Source organism: Agromyces aureus (assembly GCF_001660485.1).
Classification (GTDB): Bacteria; Actinomycetota; Actinomycetes; order Actinomycetales; family Microbacteriaceae; genus Agromyces; species Agromyces aureus.
In genome coordinates this window covers 1,644,626-1,660,918 of the sequence record NZ_CP013979.1, presented here as the reverse complement: position 1 = coordinate 1,660,918, position 16,293 = coordinate 1,644,626, and the positions used below count along the sequence as shown (strand labels likewise).

The window sequence follows — 16,293 nt, the reverse complement described above, 5'->3', positions numbered from 1 at the left end:
GTGGCATCCGGCATCATTCGCGGGCGGATGCCGCGTGCAGGCGCCGCGGGCGGGTGCTCGTCAGCGCGCCTGCCGCCCGACCTCGGCGAGCCCCTCGAGCTCCGCGAGGAGCACGCCCGAGTCGATCTCGGCGCGAATGCGCTCGCCGAGCGCGGCGGCCGCCTCGCGGTACGACGGCTCGAGGAGCAGGTCGAGCACGGCGGTCGCGATCGCGGAGGCATCCGATTTCTTGGAGATGACGACGGCGGCACCGTGACGCGCCGCACGCGCCGCGTTCTCGGGCTGGTCGCGGCCGAGCGGGATGCAGAGGGTCGGAACGCGCGCGGCGAGCGCCTTGATGAGCGTGCCGTGCCCGGCGTGGGTGATCACGATCGCGGCCCTCGGAATCAGCTCGGCATGCGCGACCGAACGCACCACGGCGACGTTCGGTGCGGCCGGGATCTCGGCCGGGTCGATGGCGGGACCGGTCGTGATCACCGCTCGAACGGGCAGCGACGCGAGCGCGCGGGAGATGCGCGTGAGCAGGTCGACCTGCTTCATGTACGAGCTCGAGAGCCCGACCACGACGAGCGGCGCGTCGCCGGGCGGCAGCGCGATGCCCGGGCCGTCGGCCGGGATGTCCTCGAGCACCGGCCCGACGTACCGCACGTTGGGCGCGTCGGGCGGCGGGTCGTCGAACGCCGAGCCGGTGAGCACGAGGACGCGGTCGGCATGGTCCCACTGCTCGCCGGGGTTGCGGACCGGCGCGAGGCCGTGCTCGGCACGGGCCGCGTTGACCGGACGCATCCCGGCACGGGCGGCCGCCGACATGAGCGCGTACGCCGCGCGGTCGCGCGCCCGGTCCAGGGCGTTGTGCGCGGGCGCGAGCCCGAGGCCGAACGGCGGGCGCACACGCGAGGGCTGCAGGTACACGCTCCCGACCAGCAACCCGGTCGGGATTCCACGCGCCTCCGCGCCGATGAGCGCGCCGAGGAGCAGGCCGTCGGCGAGGACCGCGTCGAACGGCTCGGCGTCGAGCGCCGCCACGACGTCTGCGGCGTAGCGGGCGGCCGGGCCGGTCATGAGGCGATCGCGCACCCGGAGCAGCGCACCGAGCTGCGTGCGGCACTCCCAGTCCTTCAGCACGTCGTGTTCGGGCGCGGTCGACGTGCGCTGCGGCGCGGTCGGCCAGGTGCGATGCACGGCCCCGGTGTCGGCGATCGCTTCGGCGAGGGTCGGGTCGCCGAGGACGACGACCTCGTGCCCGCGCTCGACGAGCAGGCGCGCGACGCCGAGGTTCGGCGGGGTCGCTCCCCCGCCGTCCCAGACGGCGAGCAGGTAGCGCATGGTCATCCTCCTTCGAGTCTGCCGGCGATGAGCCGGCGCAGCACGGCACGGGTGTCCTCGGCCGAAAGGCCGAGGTCGCGGCGCAGGAGCTTCCACGTCCCGACATCCGTCACCGCGTACAGCGCGGCGATCGCGAGCTCGCGCGGGTCGGAGGCTCCGGCATCGGCGCCGTCGACCCCGTTCGCATCGGGTGCGTCGGACGCGTCGGGTGCGTCGGACGCGGCGGGAAGCCCTGGGCCGAACACCGACTCGATCCACGCCCGCTGCCCGGCGCGCGCCTCCACGAGGATCCGGGCGAGCGTGGGCTGGCGCTCGGCGTCGGCGACCGCACGCCAGTTGGCGTCGCCGAGCACCTCGTAGTGCCGCATCAGGGCATCGACCGCGCCGTCGAGATCACCGGGCGCGACGTCGCCGCGCAGCTTCGCGACCTCGTCGGCGAAGACCTCGATCGCCGCCGCGAACAGCGAGTCCTTCGAGCCGAAGTGGTTGAGCAGCGTCTGGGTCGTGACGTCCGCGTCGCCCGCGAGCGCGGCGAGCGTGACGTCGTCGTACGAGGCCGCCGCGAAGCGGTCGCGTGCGGCGCGCAGGAGCCGGTCGCGGGTGCGGCCCGTTGCGGCCGCCCGGGCGGTCATGTCGTACTCCCGAGCCTTCGACACCATGGATGAAGAATCCTCTTGTCTTGGACGCGGGTCAAGCGAAAACTTGATCCCCACCCAAATGGAATCCCGACGGGCCCCGACCCGTCGCCGACGGTCCATGCGCCCGTCGGATTCCGTTCACCCGCCGCCGGTAGTCCTGATGCGGCCCGATCGTCATGGGCCGGTATCCCTACGCACCGGAGGTCCCATGCTTCGCCCGTCCACCACCAGTCGCCGCACCGCAGCCGCCCACGGCCTGCGCCTGTCGGCCGCCGCCGGCGCGCTCGGCGCCCTCGCCACCGTCGCGTTGGCCGGCCCGGCCCTCGCCGCGACATCCGAGGTGCCGACGCCCTCCGGGTTCTACAGCAGCAAGCAGCCGTACGTCGCCCCCGACGCGGCCGACCTCGAGGCGTACTCGCCCGCTCCGGCCGGGTACGAGACGATCGCGACCGAGTCGGTCGCCCGGCACGGATCGCGCGGCCTGTCCGGCTACAAGTACGACGCGCTGCTGCACCGGCTCGCCGAGACCGCGCAGGCCGACGGCGGATTCCTCACGCCCGAGATCGGCACGACGTTCGTCGCGAACCTCGACGCGATCACCGCGGCCAACGTCGAGAACGGCTACGGCATGCTCACGGGCCAGGGCGCGACCCAGCACCAAGGCATCGGCGCGCGCGCCTACCAGCGCAACGCGGCGCTCTTCGCCGAGGCCTCTGCGGCCGGCGACCGCATCGTCGCCGAGACATCCGGCGAGGCGCGCGCGACCGAGTCGGGCGAGAACTTCCTGATCGGCTTCGCGGATGCCGCGGCCACCGCCGCCTCCCCCGTGCCCGCCCTCGACGCGCCGCTCGTCGCACATCCCGAGCGCCTGTACTTCCACAAGGTCGAGAACCCCGACGGCACCGACAAGGCCGAGGGCACGCCCGAGCGCGAGATCGCCGACGCGTACGACGCGTACATCGAGGAGCAGACCGACGACGGCGGCACGATCGCAGCCGCGACCGACTTCATCGAGGACCTCCCGCGCTCGGTCGAGGTCGCCGACGAACTGCTCTCGGGCATCTTCACGCCCGAGTTCATCGCGCAGATCGGCGCCGACGACGCGCACACCTGGTTCAACACCGTCGACGGCACCGAGGCCGGCGCCGTCGCGTGCGCGCCGGGCGCCGACCCCGCGAGCGACCCCGACGCCTGCGGCGACCCCGAGAAGTCGATCGAGAGCTCGGTCGACGCGGCCATGACGCTCTACAACCTCTACATCATCGCCGTCGACATGCAGGAGGAGAACGTCGCGCCGCACGCGTTCGACTTCAACGCTTACTTCGTCGGCCACGAGGCCGACGCCGAGTGGTTCGCGTACCTGCTCGACAGCGAGGACTTCTACGAGAAGGGTCCGAGCCTCGCGGGGCACGACGAGACCTACCGCATCGCCCGGCCGCTGCTCGACGACTTCTTCGCGACGATCGACGCGCGCATCGCCGGCGGCGACGTCGCGGCGACGTTCCGGTTCGCGCACGCCGAGACGATCGTGCCGTTCGCGGCGCTTCTGCGCCTGCCGGGGTCGACCGTGGCCGCGCCCGACGTCGCGGAGCCCGCGACATCCGCCGATGTCTACGACTACGCCGCCAACCCTTGGCGCGGCGCCGAGGTGACCCCGATGGCCGCCAACGTGCAGTGGGACGTCGTCACACGCGACGGCGTCGACCCCGAGACCGGTGCGGCATACACGCCGCTCGTGCGCATGCTCTACAACGAGCGCGAGATCGCGTTCGCCGCGGGCTGCACGCCCGTCGCCGAGGGCTCGAACTGGGTCAAGGCCACCGAGCTGAAGCGGTGCCTCGCCGATGTCGCGACGACCGAGAGCCCGCTCATCGCCGACGGCGCGGCCTCCGCAGCCGCCGACACCGCGGGGCCGCAGCTGGCCGAGACGGGCGTCGGCACCGGGGCCGCCACGGCGGCGCTGCTGCTCGTCATGGCCGGCGCCGCGGCATCCGTCATCGCCGTGCGTTCACGGCGTGCCGTGCGCGGATAGCCCCGTCGACCCGTGTCCGCGCGCGGCTCGGTCGGCGAGCCGCGCGCGGAAGCTGCGGGTGAGGTAGGGCACCTCGAGGTCGACGGCACCCGCGACGTCCGGATGCGTGTCGAGGAGTGCCTCGAGTGCGGCGATCGTCGCGGCCTGCTCGCCGTGCGGAGCCGTGATGAAGTACGAGCGCGAACGCACGAGTTCGAGGAACCTCGCGCGCGACATCCGCTCGGTCCAGGCGACCGTGTGCTCCTCGATCGGCCCGAACGGAGCGCCGAGGTTCACGTACGCCTCGAAGGTCGCGCTCGCATCGTGCCGCTCGTGCATGATCTCGCCGGCCTCCCGCAGCCAGTCGGCGCGCAGGTCGCGGCTGTTCCAGACGAGGCCGAGCACCCCGCCGGGGCGGAGCACCCTGGCGATCTCCGGCAGCGCACGATGCGGCTCGAACCAGTGCCAGGCCTGCCCCACGACGACCGCGTCGAACGAGTCGTCGTCGAGCGGGATCTCCTCGGCCGTGCCGAGGATGCGCGGCACGCCGGGCACCGCGAGCTCGAGCTCGTCGAGCATCTCCTCCACGGGGTCGACCGCGATGACGTCGCGATCGAGCGCGATGAGCGCCTGAGTGAGCTTGCCGGTTCCGGCCCCGAGGTCGAGCACCTGCTCGGCGTCGTCGATCAACCAGGCGACGGCCTCGGTGGGGTAGCCGGGTCGCGACCGATGGTAGACGGATGCCGCGGCGCCGAACGATCTGGCCGCCGCGACCGTCGCCGGGGCCGCCGGGTCTCCGAGGGGCGGCGCGGCATCCGGTGACTCGGTCATGCCGCTATTCCACGCCCGCGGCGAGGCTTCCGTCAACCGTCGGAGGCGCATGGCACGATGCATGGCGTGCCAGTGGACTTCACCGCGATCGACTTCGAGACCGCCAACCCGTCGAGCGCGTCGGCCTGCTCCATCGGCCTCGTGAAGGTGCGCGACGGCGTCGTGGTCGATCGCCTGCACCGCTACATCCGCCCGCCGTTCCCCCACGACGAGTTCTCGGAGTGGAACGTGCGCGTGCACGGCATCACGCGCGACATGGTCGCCGATGCCGCGGGCTGGGCCGACCTGCTGCCGGTGTTCGCCGAGTTCGCGGGCGCCGACGTGCTCGTCGCGCACAACGCGGGCTTCGACCTGCGCGTCATCGCGGCGACCACCGAGGCGTTCGGCCTCGAGGTGCCGAACCACCGCTCGCTCTGCAGCCTGCAGGTCGCCCGCAAGACCTACCACCTCGAGTCGTACCGGCTGCCGGTCGCGGCGATGGCCGCGGGCTTCGAGGGGTTCTCCCACCACGATGCGCTGGCGGATGCCGAGGCCTGCGCCGCGATCATGGTGCACGCCGCCGCCCGCCACGACGTCGACGACCTCGACCGGCTCGCCCACGTGACGCGCGTGCCGTTCGGCGCGATCGGCCAGGCGGCGACCGCCACGCGCAAGGCGACGCACGGCCCCATGGCGCTGCAGTAACGACCACGCCGACCGCTCGCCCTGGCGATGTCGGCGGCCGCTGTCACACTTGGCGGCATGGAGATCCTGCTGCTCGTCATCGGCCTCGTCGTCGGCATCGCCCTCGGCGCGCTCGCCACGTGGTTCCTCGCCTCCAGGCGTGCGACGGATGCCGCGGCCGACGCCCCCGCGATCGAAGACCCCGCACTGGTCGAGGCCCGTCACCAGGCCGCGATCGCCGCGCTCCAGGCCGGGGGTTCGGCCGAGCAGGCCCGCATCCGTGCAGAGGAGCAGCAGGTGCAGGCGCAGCTCCGCGCCGAGCTCGCATCCGTCGAGGCCACGACGGTCGGCCTCCGCGAGCAGATCGAGTCGGCGCGCGCCCAGTACCGCGAGATCGTCGAGCGCCAGCGCGCCGAGCAGCAGCAGCGCGAGTCGCGAGAAGCCGCCGACAGCAAGGTGCTGCAGGCGCTCGCGCCCGTGAAGCAGACCATCACCGAGATGCAGGCCAAGGTCACCGAACTCGAGACCCAGCGTCACCGCCAGCACGGCGAGCTCAGCCAGCAGCTGCGCATCGCCGCCGAGAACGAGGAGCGTCTGCGCTCCACGGCCGAGACGCTCGCGTCCGCCCTCCGTTCGAACAGCACGCGAGGCGTCTGGGGCGAGACCCAACTGCGCAGCGTCGTCGAGGCCGCGGGCCTCCTCGAGCGCGTCGACTTCGACACCCAGCACTCGATCAGCACCGACTCGGGCGCGGGCCGACCCGACATGGTCATCCACCTGCCCGGCGGCAAGAACATCGCCGTCGACGCCAAGGTGCCCTTCAACGCCTACCTCGAGGCGAGCCAGATCCCGGCGACGGCGACGGGCGCCGAGGCCGCACGCCGTGAGGCGCTCATGAAGCAGCACGTCAAGGCCGTGCGCGATCACATCACCGCCCTCGGCGGCAAGACCTACTGGGCCGGGCTCGGCGCCTCCCCAGAAATGGTCATCGCGTTCATCCCGAGCGAGTCGCTCGTCTCGAGCGCGCTCGAGACCGATCCCGCGCTGATGGACTACGCGTTCTCGAAGCGCGTGGCCCTCGCGTCGCCCGTCACGCTGTGGTCGGTGCTGAAGACGGTCGCCTTCAGCTGGCAGCAAGACGTGTTGACGAAAGAGGCGAAGACGCTCTTCGACCTCAGCCGCGAGCTCTACACGCGTCTGTCGGTCACCGCCGGCCAGATCGAGAAGCTCGGCCGCACCATCGAGCGCACCGTCAAGGACTACAACGCGTTCGTCGGCTCGCTCGAGACGCGCGTCATGCCGACCGCACGCAAGCTCAAGGCCCTCGACGAGACCAAGGTGCTCGCGCAGCTCGAAGGCATCGAAGAGAGTCCGCGCGAACTCACGGCCTACGAGTTCACGGCGGCGTCGACCGACACCGCCGTCGTCGAAGCCGGCACCTCCGGCCGCACGACGCCCGAATCGACCGACGCGGTGCTCGACCTCGAGCCCGTCGAGATCGACTTCAGCGCCGACATCGACCCCGAGATCCGTTCGATCTGATCAGTCACGTCGGCGAAGTCGATCCGGCAGACCGCGCGTCTTCGTCTTCACCCGTCGAAGTCGCACCACGTCGTCGACGACCTCCAGCTCCGCCGGGCCGTCGACCCGCAGTTCGGCCGACGCGTCCGCGAAGCGCAACCGACGCGCGTCGTCTTCGCCGGCGTCGTCGAGCAGTACCTGCCGGCGAGCCCGCTCGCCCTCCGGGGCCGACCACTCGTCGTCCTCGCCGACGAAGGTGTGGCCGTACACCGCTCGTCCGGTCTCCGGATCGAACAGCACGCTCGTGCGCTGGCGCGTGACGGCGTCGTCGCTGCTTGCAGTCTCATCGAACATCGGTCGGCTCCTCACCAGAAGTTCCGCGACACACGGCCGCGAGCGTACGAGTTGAAGACGAACATCCGCACGCTGACGCTCGTCACGCCGTCGCGCGCGACCACCGGCGGTCCGTCGTCGCCGAAGTTCTCGACGCCCGAATCGCTCACGATCTGCGAGACGCCGAAGCGCGCGAACGTGCCGTCGTCATCGTCGATGCTGTTGACCGAGGTGAGGGCGACCTCGACGATCGTGCGCCCCGGGTGCGTGACCTGGTAGGTCCACGTGTGGGTGTACACGCCCTCGCTCGACGCCCATGGCGAGTTCAGTTTCTGTCCCAACATGCGACCGGTCTACGCCTGATCGCGGCCGCCCGACTGAGGGCTGGCACTGAGATCCACGAGTTCCTCGTCGGAGGACTCGAGGTCTTCAGGACCTCAGCCCTGGATCAGGCTCAGCACATTGCCCGAGGGGTCCCTGAACCAGCAGATGTCCGGCCCCTGACCCGTGCGCGAGCCCCAGGCGATGCCGCGCTCATCGGTGCCGAACGCATGCGGGTCGGTGTAGATCTTCGTCACGACCCCCGCCGTGTTGAGGTCGTCGACCGCCTGCCCGATGTCGGGCACCACGAAGTTCAGGATCGTGAACGACGCTGGCTGGTGGTCGTCCTTCGGGTAGACGAAGACGCCCTGGTCCGATGGCAGCGTGAACTGCAGCCCGCCCATCGACTCCGACACGGACAGCCCGAGCACCTCGCCGTAGAACACCCTCGCCGCTTCGACGTCATTGACGCTGAACCCCGGGAACGCGTCGCTGATCTCCACCATGAGATCCTCCTTCTCCGCGCCCACCCTCGCACACGAGACGCGCCGCGTCGAGGGCCGGTGCGACGGCGATCGGACGGTCAGTCGCGCGCTGCGTCGCCGTCGGATGCGCGCGGATGCCGCTCGTCGGCGGGCGCCGCGAACCCGGCCGCCGCCTCGGCTCCGGTGACGACGGCCACCGCGTCGGTCGGCGGCGACGAGTCGAGCGGGTGCGCGAGCTCGTCCGATCCGAGTCGGGCGATCGCCAGCGTCGCGAACGCGACGAGCGGCGGCACGAGTCCGGCGATGAGGAACGCGGGCGCGAGGCCGATCGCCTCGCCGACCGGACCGGCGACGGCCATCGACACGGGCATCAGGGCGAGCGAGACGAAGAAGTCGAGGCTCGAGACCCGTCCGAGCATCGAGGGCGGCACCCGGCGCTGCAGCAGCGTGCCCCACACCACCTGCGCGCCGTCGAAGAGCACCCCGACCAGGAACAGGGCGATCACCATCACCCAGAGCTGCGAGGTGTATCCGATGATCGCGAGCGGGAGACATCCGACGCCCCACGCGAGGATCATCAGCGTGAGGTAGCGCCGCGGCAGGCGGAACGACGCGACCGAGAGCGAGCCGACCGCACCGCCCACGCCGAACGCGGCGAGCGCGAGCGCGAACGCGCCGGCACCGCCGCCCGTCTGGTCCTTGACCGCGAACGGCAGCAGCACCTCGATCGGCCCCATGATGAGGAACACCAGCACGATCGAGAAGACGAGCGTGGCGAGCAGCCACTTCGTGCGGACCAGGTACCGGAATCCGTCGCGCAGGTCGATGATCGACTGGCGCACCGGGTGACGCACGACCTCGTTGGGGTCGCGGCGCACGGGCGTCGTGCGCATGAACGCGAGCACGACGGCGGCGACGACCTGCATGACCGCGACGGCCGCGAACGCCAACCACGGCCCCTGCAGCGCGATGAACGCGCTCGCGAGCGCCGGGCCGGCCGCCTGCATGACGGCGGGGCGCAGCACGCCCTCGATGCCGTTCGCGGCGAGCAGTTGCGATGCGGGCAGGAGTGCCGGCAGCCACGCCGAGTAGGCGGGGTAGAAGAAGCCGTCGGCGAGGCCGAGCACGAACGAGATCACGGCGATGTGCCAGACCTCGATGACGCCGGTCGCGGCGAGCACCGCCGCGACCGCGAACGCGAGTCCGCGCACGACCTCGACCGTGATGAGGATGCGGCGCTGCGGGATCCGGTCGGCCGCGACCCCGCCGATGAGCACTGCGAGCACGAGCCCGAGGCTCGACCCGACCGCCACCAGCGAGAGGTCGATGGGCGTGCCGCCGAGTTCGACGACCTGCCAGACCGCCGCGACGAGCCACGCGCCCGCCGACAGCAGCGACGCCGCGAGGGCGAGCGCGAGCAGGCGGTACTGCGCGATGCCGAAGGGGCGCAGGGCGCGCGGCAGCGTGGAACGGTCGCTCATGCCTCCATTGTCGGCGCCGCCGTGGCGCGCCGCGACCGTCGGACGGTCAACGGTCGGTGTCGTGCAGCCACTTCTCCACGAGGTGGTCGGCGACGATGCGGCGGATGGTGCCCGACTTGCCGCGCAGCACGATCGACTCGGTGCGGATGATCGGGCCCTTCTTGCGCACGCCTTCGAGGAGTTCGCCGTCGGTGACGCCGGTGGCGACGAAGAAGGTGTTGTCGCCGCGCACGAGTTCGTCGAGCTCGTACACCCGGTCGCAGTCGAGTCCGGCGGCCTCGCCGCGAGCGCGCTCCGCGTCGTCCTTCGGCGCGAGGACCCCCTGCATGAACCCGCCGAGCGCCTTGATCGCGCACGCGGTGGTGATGCCCTCTGGGCTGCCGCCGATGCCGACGCACATGTCGATGCGCGACTCGTACCGCGCGGCGTTGATGCCGCCGGCGACGTCGCCGTCGCTCATGAGGCGCGTTCCGGCGCCCGCCTCGCGGATGTCGGCGATGAGCTGCTCGTGGCGTTCGCGGTTCAGCACGGCGACGCGCAGCTCGCCGACCTCCTTGCCCTTCGCCGCGGCGAGCGCGCGCAGGTTCTCGCCGATCGGGCGGCGGATGTCGACGACGCCGATGCCCGTGGCATCCGTCACGATCTTGTCCATGTAGAACACCGACGACGCGTCGAGCATGGTGCCGCGATCGGCGACCGCGATGACCGACAGGGCGTTGTGGCGGCCCGCGGCCGTGAGCGAGGTGCCGTCGATCGGGTCGACCGCGATGTCGCAGGCGGGGCCGCGGCCCGTGCCGACGCGCTCGCCGTTGAAGAGCATGGGGGCGGCGTCCTTCTCGCCCTCGCCGATGACGACGACGCCGTCGAAGTTCACCGTGCCGAGGAAGGCCCGCATCGCGTCGACCGCCGCACCGTCGGCGCCGAGCTTGTCGCCCCGGCCGATCCACGGGTAGGAGCGGATCGCCGCGGCCTCGGTGGCCCGCACGAGCTCGAGCGCGATGTTGCGATCGGGGTGGAGATAGAGGCTGTCGTCGGCAGGGGTCATCATCATCGGGTGGTCCTCCGGTTCGTGCGCCCGGCCCTGGTAGCCCCTCGCGAGCCGAGGATCCGTGTGCGCTCGACTTCAAGCCTAGGCACGCAGGTGCCGATTCCGAGGGGTTCTGCACGAACGTGCGCTGAAAGAACCTCGATTCTTAACCGGGAGTCAAGGCCGCGGTCACCAGGCCGCGAATGGCTCGGTCGACGAGCACGAGATGGGCACGAGCCGGTGCGAGGGCGCACGCGGTCACGGGCGAGATCACGACGAGGGCGGATGCCGCGCACAGCCCGGCGAGCTCGACCCCCGCGGCTGCGGTGAACCCGCGCTCGACGGCGTGCTCGGCCAAGCCTGCCCCGAAGCCCGTGACGCGCGCCTGCTCGTCGGGCGACTGCGGCGCGAACCGAGCGAGCATGACCCCGCCGTGCGCGCGCACGAGCGCCGCCTCGAGCAGCCCCTCCGGAGCACCGCCGATGCCGAGCAGCAGGTCGAGGTCGCCGCCGGGCGCGGCCGCGTGCGCGACGCGTTCGATGTCGCCGTGCTCGAACTCGTGCAGGCTCGCGCCCGCCGCGCGCACGGCGTCGGCGACGGCCGCGTTGCGGGGGCGTCGTTGCACCGCGACGCGCAGGGTCGACACCGGCCGGCCGTGCGCGGCGGCGAGCCGTGCGAGGTTCTCCTCGACGGAGAGGTCGAGCGCGAGGCCCGGGTCCGTGCTCGTGCCGCCCGCAGACCGCTCAGGCCGCGCATGTACGAGCTTGTCGAGGTAGAACGCCGGACCGGGGTCGGCGTACGAGCCGCGCGGCGCCACGGCGAGGATCGCCATGGCACCCGGGCGCCCGGCCGCCGCGAGACGCGTGCCGTCGACGGGGTCGACCACGAGATCGAGGGCCGGGCCCGCGCCGGTGCCGAACCACTCGCCCGGATGCAGCATCGGCGCGTCGTCCTTCTCGCCCTCGCCCGAGACCACCCGGATGTCGGCCGGCACGACGGCGAGGGCGATGCGCAGCGCATCGACGGCCGCGGCGTCGACCGCATCGCCGTCGCCGCCGCCCACGAGCGGGCGAGCCGCGGTGGAGGCGGCCCGCACGGCCAGGAGCAGCGCCTCGCGCACGGCGGGGTCGAACGGCGAGGGCGCGGGGAACCGGGTCACCGACCCATCATCGCCCAGCCCGCGGCATCCGCACCCCGCGCAACGCACGTGAGCACTCCTCGCGACCTCGGTAGACTCGCAGTGAATCCTGTTGCCTTCCGAAGGAGCGCCATGCCCATCGCCACCCCCGAGCAGTACGCACAGATGCTCGACACCGCCAAGGCGAAGGCGTTCGCCTTCCCGGCGTTCAACGTCTCGTCGACGCAGACCCTCAACGCGGTGCTGCAGGGCCTCACCGAGGCCGGCTCCGACGGCATCATCCAGGTCACGACCGGCGGCGCCGACTACTTCGCCGGCCACACCGTCAAGGCCCGCGCCACGGGCGCCCTCGCCTTCGCCGCGGCCGCGCACGAGATCGCGAAGAGCTACCCCGTCACGGTCGCGCTGCACACCGACCACTGCCCGAAGCCCGCGCTCGAGGACTTCGTGTTCCCGCTGCTCGCGGCATCCGAAGAGGCCGTGAAGGCCGGCGGCAACCCGATCTTCCAGTCGCACATGTGGGACGGCTCGGCCGTGCCGCTCGCCGAGAACCTCGAGATCGCGCAGCAGATCCTCCCCCGTATGAAGGCGATCAACGCGATCCTCGAGGTCGAGATCGGCGTCGTCGGCGGCGAAGAGGACGGCGTGAAGCACGAGGGCTCGAACGAGGCGCTCTACACGACGCTCGACGACGCGATCTCGACCGTCGAGGCCCTCGGCCTCGGCGAGCAGGGCCGCTACATGGCCGCCCTCACGTTCGGCAACGTGCACGGCGTCTACGCGCCCGGCAACGTCAAGCTGCGTCCGTCGCTGCTCAAGGACATCCAGGACGGCCTGCAGGCCAAGTACGGCACCGGCCCGAAGCCGCTCGACCTCGTCTTCCACGGCGGCTCCGGCTCGACCGACGCCGAGATCGCCGAGGCCGTCGCGAACGGCGTCGTGAAGATGAACATCGACACCGACACGCAGTACGCCTACACGCGTGCGATCGCCGACTACATGTTCAAGAACTACGACGGCGTGCTGAAGGTCGACGGCGGCGTGGGCAACAAGAAGCTCTACGACCCCCGCGCCTGGGGCAAGGTCGCCGAGACCGCCATGGCCGCTCGCGTCGTCGAGTCGACCCGTCAGCTCGGCTCCGCCGGCAACTCCATCTCGGCGTAAGGCGCGATCGCATGACGCACGACGAGGCCGCTCGCACGACCGGAGCCGCAGGGCAGGATTCGCCCACGACTCCCCCGATCGACGAGCGGCCTCGTCCGCGGTACGGCGAATACGCGCCCGAAGGGTGGACCTGGCAGCCGCCCGTCGACCCGAACGCGGTTCCGGATGCCGCGGCCGACGCCGAGGCGACCGGGCCGTCCGCGGCCTCCGCCGTCGCGCCCGCCCCGGCACCCGTCGCGGGGCGGCCGAACGCTGCAGCCCCGGCGCGGGACCGCCTCTGGACCATCGCGCTGCTCGTCTTCGGCGTGTTCGGCCTGATCTACAACATCGTGGCGCTCGTGCAGCTTCCCGCGACGGCGCTCGAATCGGCGAAGCTCTCGTCGCAGATGCTCGGCCTCGACGGGCCGACCACGTTCACGCCCGGCCCCGCGGTGCCGTCGATCATCGCGACCGGCGTGGTGCTCCAGATCGTCCTCTGGATCGGTGCCCTGCTCTGGTCGCGCGCACGACTGCGCGCCGGACGGCTCTCGTGGTGGATCCCGCTCGTCGCGGGCGTCGTCGCGTTCTTCGTCGTGACGATCATCGGCATGCTCGTGTTCGCGAGCGACCCCGACTTCCTGGCCTCGCTCAGCGCCGCGAACGTCTAGGCCGCAGGGTCGGAGGCCGCAGGGTCGGAGGCGCCATGGCTCCGAGCCTCGCCACCGAGGCCGTAGGGCTCCGAGCCTCGCCACCGAGGCCGTTGGGCTCCGCGCCCCATCCGGACAGCACGACGCCCGCGGCAGAACGCAGCTGCCGCGGGCGTCGGAGTCTCGGTCGTCGCCGTCGGTCAGGCCGACGGTGCCGTGCGGGTGCGCCCGCCGAGCGCGCGCTCCTCGCGGTTGCCGGCGAGATCGCGGCGCAGCTCCTTCGGGAGCGAGAACATCAGGTCCTCTTCGGCGGTCTTCACCTCGCTGACGTCGCCGTAGCCGGCATCCGCCAGTGCCTCGAGCAGCTCGTGCACGAGCTCCTCGGGAACGGAGGCGCCGCTCGTGACGCCGACGGTCGCGACGCCGTCGAGCCATTCCTGCTTGACCTCGCTCGCGTAGTCGACTCGGTAGGCCGCCTTCGCGCCGTACTCGAGGGCGACCTCGACGAGGCGAACACTGTTCGAGGAGTTCGCCGAGCCGACCACGATCACGAGCTCGGCATCCTGCGCGACCTTCTTGATCGCGACCTGGCGGTTCTGGGTGGCGTAGCAGATGTCGTCGCTGGGCGGATCGGCGAGGTTCGGGAACCGCTCGCGCAGGCGGCGCACGGTCTCCATGGTCTCGTCGACCGAGAGCGTCGTCTGCGACAGCCACACGACCTTGTCGGGGTCGCGCACGTCGATGTTCGGCACGTCGTCGGGGCTGTTCACGATCGTGACGTGGTCGGGCGCCTCGCCCGCCGTGCCCTCGACCTCTTCGTGGCCCTCGTGGCCGATGAGCAGGATCTCGAAGTCGTCGCGGGCGAAGCGCACGGCCTCGCGGTGCACCTTCGTGACCAGCGGGCAGGTCGCGTCGATCGCGTGCAGTCCACGGTCGGCGGCCTCGTTCACGACCGCCGGCGAGACGCCGTGGGCGCTGAAGACGATGTGGGCGCCTTCGGGCACCTCGTCGACCTCGTCGACGAAGATCGCGCCCTTGGCCTCGAGCTCGGTCACGACGTGGATGTTGTGCACGATCTGCTTGCGCACGTACACCGGGGCGCCGTAGTGCTCGAGGGCCTTCTCGACGGCGATCACGGCGCGGTCGACGCCCGCGCAGTATCCGCGAGGGGCGGCGAGCAGCACGCGCTTCTGTCCGAGGACGGGGATATCCTTGAGCCGGCCGCGCAGGCCGGGCACGCGAGGCATGCCGAGGCCGATTCTGGGGGTGGTGGTCGTCACCACGCCAGTCTACGTGCGCACGGCCGGGCGACCGCCGACCGCGACCGGTCCGCTCGCCCGAAGCGCACGAACCGAGCACGGCCCGAGCACGGCCCGAGCACGATCCGAGCACGAACCTGAGGAGCGCACGATGACGGATGCCACGGCGACGCGGGATGCCCCGTGGCCGGTCTCCACACTCTCGGGCAAGCTCAAGGACTGGATCGAGCGGCTCGGCATGGTCTGGGTCGAGGGCGAGATCACGCAGTGGGGCGGCTCGGGCGGCAACGTCTACGGCAAGCTGAAGGACCTCGAGGCCGACGCCACGATCTCGTTCACCATGTGGTCGTCGGTGAAGGCCAAGCTCACCGAGCAGTTCAAGCAGGGCGATCACGCCGTGCTGCTCGTCAAGCCCACCTGGTGGGTCAAGGGCGGCTCGCTCTCGTTCCAGGTGTATGACATGAAGCACGTCGGACTCGGCGACCTGCTCGAGCGCCTCGAGCGCCTCCGTGCGACCCTGGCCGCAGAGGGCCTGTTCGCGGCATCCCGCAAGCGACCGCTGCCGTTCCTGCCCGGTGTGGTGGGCCTCATCACGGGCCGCGACAGCGACGCCGAGAAGGACGTCCTGCGCAACGCCCGCCTGCGCTGGCCCGCGGTCGAGTTCCGCACGGCCTATGCGACCGTGCAGGGCGATCGCACCCCCGCCGAGGTCGTCGCGGCGATCCAGAAGCTCGATGCCGACCCCGAGGTCGAGGTCATCATCATCGCGAGAGGCGGCGGCGACTTCCAGAACCTGCTCGGCTTCAGCGACGAGCGCGTGGTGCGCGCCGCAGCGGCGGCGACCACGCCGATCGTCTCGGCGATCGGGCACGAGGCCGACCGTCCGCTGCTCGACGAGGTCGCCGATCTCAGGGCCTCCACGCCGACGGATGCCGCGAAGCGCGTCATCCCCGATGTCGGCGAAGAACTGGCCCGCGTCGACCAGGTGCGCGCCCGGCTCGGCATGCGACTGTCGTCGATCCTCGCCCGCGAGATCGACCGCATCGGGCACCTGCGCCAGCGCCCGGTGCTCGCCGACGGCGCGTGGATCGTCGATCGCAGGGCCGAGGAGCTCACGCGCTGGGTGGCCAGGGGGTCCGAGCTGGTCGATCGCCACATCGAACGCCAGTCCTCGCGCATCGGCGAGCTCCGCGGGCACCTGCGGGCGCTCTCGCCGCAGGCGACCCTCGACCGCGGTTACGCGATCGTGCAGGGGCCCGACGGGCACGTCGTACGGGGCCCGGCCGGCGCTCCCGCGGCCACCCGCCTCACCGTGACGCTCGCCGACGGCACGATCGCGGCCGACTCGCTCGGGGCGCTCGACGCCGGGGCGACGCCGCACGCGCCCGACGAGGCGCTCGACGGTGCGCTCGACGACGGGCTCGCGCCGTCGCACGCCCAAGACGAAGCTGTCAGCGGCGCCGAATAGA

The 16,293-nt window shown here is 71.8% G+C and carries 16 protein-coding genes; 6 read left to right on the top strand and 10 right to left on the bottom strand.

Going from position 1 to position 16,293, the window contains the following annotated elements; genetic code table 11:
- Window positions 1-60: 60 nt before the first annotated feature.
- Window positions 61-1,332: a nucleotide disphospho-sugar-binding domain-containing protein gene (locus ATC03_RS07155; protein WP_067874913.1), complete on the bottom strand. Its 1,272-nt coding sequence runs from the start codon at window positions 1,330-1,332 to the stop codon at window positions 61-63.
- The gene (locus tag ATC03_RS07150) at window positions 1,329-1,985 is read right to left on the bottom strand and encodes a TetR/AcrR family transcriptional regulator (protein WP_161490325.1); all 657 of its coding nucleotides are present in this window, start codon (window positions 1,983-1,985) and stop codon (window positions 1,329-1,331) included. The genes ATC03_RS07155 and ATC03_RS07150 overlap by 4 nt, the downstream gene beginning before the upstream one ends.
- 187 nt (window positions 1,986-2,172) lie before the next feature.
- On the opposite strand from ATC03_RS07150, the gene ATC03_RS07145 reads away from it, so the two are divergent.
- The gene (locus tag ATC03_RS07145; protein WP_067874910.1) at window positions 2,173-3,996 is read left to right on the top strand and encodes a histidine-type phosphatase; all 1,824 of its coding nucleotides are present in this window, start codon (window positions 2,173-2,175) and stop codon (window positions 3,994-3,996) included.
- Here the strand turns inward: ATC03_RS07145 and ATC03_RS07140 are convergent.
- Window positions 3,973-4,806, bottom strand: coding sequence for a class I SAM-dependent methyltransferase (locus ATC03_RS07140; RefSeq protein ID WP_084003361.1), 834 nt, complete (start codon window positions 4,804-4,806; stop codon window positions 3,973-3,975). The two genes, ATC03_RS07145 and ATC03_RS07140, sit on opposite strands and share 24 nt — an antisense overlap.
- Window positions 4,807-4,872: 66 nt before the next feature.
- Here ATC03_RS07140 and ATC03_RS07135 point away from each other — a divergent pair, with 66 nt between their 5' ends.
- Both ATC03_RS07135 and ATC03_RS07130 read left to right on the top strand, forming a co-directional pair.
- Window positions 4,873-5,490, top strand: coding sequence for an exonuclease domain-containing protein (locus ATC03_RS07135; protein ID WP_084003360.1), 618 nt, complete (start codon window positions 4,873-4,875; stop codon window positions 5,488-5,490).
- 57 nt (window positions 5,491-5,547) lie between these two features.
- The gene (locus ATC03_RS07130; protein WP_084003359.1) at window positions 5,548-7,011 is read left to right on the top strand and encodes a DNA recombination protein RmuC; all 1,464 of its coding nucleotides are present in this window, start codon (window positions 5,548-5,550) and stop codon (window positions 7,009-7,011) included.
- Here ATC03_RS07130 and ATC03_RS07125 read toward each other — a convergent pair whose 3' ends face one another.
- From ATC03_RS07125 to ATC03_RS07100, 6 genes are all read right to left on the bottom strand, one after another.
- Window positions 7,012-7,344, bottom strand: coding sequence for a hypothetical protein (locus ATC03_RS07125; protein ID WP_067874905.1), 333 nt, complete (start codon window positions 7,342-7,344; stop codon window positions 7,012-7,014). It lies immediately after the preceding gene.
- Window positions 7,345-7,355: 11 nt separating this feature from the next.
- Entirely contained in the window at window positions 7,356-7,667 is a 312-nt protein-coding gene (locus tag ATC03_RS07120; protein WP_152030887.1) for a hypothetical protein, read from the bottom strand.
- A 93-nt stretch (window positions 7,668-7,760) separates the two neighbouring features.
- Window positions 7,761-8,150, bottom strand: coding sequence for a VOC family protein (locus tag ATC03_RS07115; protein WP_067874899.1), 390 nt, complete (start codon window positions 8,148-8,150; stop codon window positions 7,761-7,763).
- A gap of 77 nt (window positions 8,151-8,227) precedes the next feature.
- Window positions 8,228-9,610, bottom strand: coding sequence for an MFS transporter (locus tag ATC03_RS07110; RefSeq protein WP_067874896.1), 1,383 nt, complete (start codon window positions 9,608-9,610; stop codon window positions 8,228-8,230).
- Between the two features lie 46 nt (window positions 9,611-9,656).
- A complete protein-coding gene (gene glpX / locus ATC03_RS07105) occupies window positions 9,657-10,658 on the bottom strand; it encodes a class II fructose-bisphosphatase (protein ID WP_067881662.1) in 1,002 nt (333 codons plus the stop codon).
- A 145-nt stretch (window positions 10,659-10,803) separates the two neighbouring features.
- Complete coding sequence (locus ATC03_RS07100) at window positions 10,804-11,796, bottom strand: fructose-bisphosphatase class II (RefSeq protein WP_067874893.1); 993 nt, start codon at window positions 11,794-11,796, stop codon at window positions 10,804-10,806.
- A gap of 111 nt (window positions 11,797-11,907) precedes the next feature.
- On the opposite strand from ATC03_RS07100, the gene fbaA reads away from it, so the two are divergent.
- Both fbaA and ATC03_RS07090 read left to right on the top strand, forming a co-directional pair.
- Window positions 11,908-12,939: a class II fructose-bisphosphate aldolase gene (gene fbaA / locus ATC03_RS07095; RefSeq protein ID WP_055856674.1), complete on the top strand. Its 1,032-nt coding sequence runs from the start codon at window positions 11,908-11,910 to the stop codon at window positions 12,937-12,939.
- Between the two features lie 11 nt (window positions 12,940-12,950).
- Window positions 12,951-13,586: a DUF6264 family protein gene (locus ATC03_RS07090; protein WP_067874889.1), complete on the top strand. Its 636-nt coding sequence runs from the start codon at window positions 12,951-12,953 to the stop codon at window positions 13,584-13,586.
- Window positions 13,587-13,765: 179 nt separating this feature from the next.
- Here ATC03_RS07090 and ATC03_RS07085 read toward each other — a convergent pair whose 3' ends face one another.
- Window positions 13,766-14,812 carry a 4-hydroxy-3-methylbut-2-enyl diphosphate reductase gene (locus tag ATC03_RS07085; protein ID WP_067874886.1) on the bottom strand — a complete coding sequence of 349 codons (1,047 nt, stop codon included), beginning with the start codon at window positions 14,810-14,812 and terminating at the stop codon, window positions 13,766-13,768.
- 163 nt (window positions 14,813-14,975) lie between these two features.
- Here ATC03_RS07085 and xseA point away from each other — a divergent pair, with 163 nt between their 5' ends.
- A complete protein-coding gene (gene xseA / locus ATC03_RS07080) occupies window positions 14,976-16,292 on the top strand; it encodes an exodeoxyribonuclease VII large subunit (protein WP_084003702.1) in 1,317 nt (438 codons plus the stop codon).
- Window position 16,293: the final 1 nt, after the last annotated feature.

What these genes read in the sequence shown, in the direction of transcription:
- glpX (WP_067881662.1), bottom strand. Translation starts at nt 10,658, where the DNA reads ATGATGACCCCTGCCGACGACAGCCTCTATCTCCACCCCGATCGCAAC.
- ATC03_RS07110 (WP_067874896.1), bottom strand. Translation starts at nt 9,610, where the DNA reads ATGAGCGACCGTTCCACGCTGCCGCGCGCCCTGCGCCCCTTCGGCATC.
- xseA (WP_084003702.1), top strand. Translation starts at nt 14,976, where the DNA reads ATGACGGATGCCACGGCGACGCGGGATGCCCCGTGGCCGGTCTCCACA.
- fbaA (WP_055856674.1), top strand. Translation starts at nt 11,908, where the DNA reads ATGCCCATCGCCACCCCCGAGCAGTACGCACAGATGCTCGACACCGCC.
- ATC03_RS07150 (WP_161490325.1), bottom strand. Translation starts at nt 1,985, where the DNA reads ATGGTGTCGAAGGCTCGGGAGTACGACATGACCGCCCGGGCGGCCGCA.
- ATC03_RS07120 (WP_152030887.1), bottom strand. Translation starts at nt 7,667, where the DNA reads ATGTTGGGACAGAAACTGAACTCGCCATGGGCGTCGAGCGAGGGCGTG.
- ATC03_RS07130 (WP_084003359.1), top strand. Translation starts at nt 5,548, where the DNA reads ATGGAGATCCTGCTGCTCGTCATCGGCCTCGTCGTCGGCATCGCCCTC.
- ATC03_RS07155 (WP_067874913.1), bottom strand. Translation starts at nt 1,332, where the DNA reads ATGACCATGCGCTACCTGCTCGCCGTCTGGGACGGCGGGGGAGCGACC.
- ATC03_RS07115 (WP_067874899.1), bottom strand. Translation starts at nt 8,150, where the DNA reads ATGGTGGAGATCAGCGACGCGTTCCCGGGGTTCAGCGTCAATGACGTC.
- ATC03_RS07090 (WP_067874889.1), top strand. Translation starts at nt 12,951, where the DNA reads ATGACGCACGACGAGGCCGCTCGCACGACCGGAGCCGCAGGGCAGGAT.
- ATC03_RS07140 (WP_084003361.1), bottom strand. Translation starts at nt 4,806, where the DNA reads ATGACCGAGTCACCGGATGCCGCGCCGCCCCTCGGAGACCCGGCGGCC.
- ATC03_RS07145 (WP_067874910.1), top strand. Translation starts at nt 2,173, where the DNA reads ATGCTTCGCCCGTCCACCACCAGTCGCCGCACCGCAGCCGCCCACGGC.
- ATC03_RS07085 (WP_067874886.1), bottom strand. Translation starts at nt 14,812, where the DNA reads ATGCCTCGCGTGCCCGGCCTGCGCGGCCGGCTCAAGGATATCCCCGTC.
- ATC03_RS07125 (WP_067874905.1), bottom strand. Translation starts at nt 7,344, where the DNA reads ATGTTCGATGAGACTGCAAGCAGCGACGACGCCGTCACGCGCCAGCGC.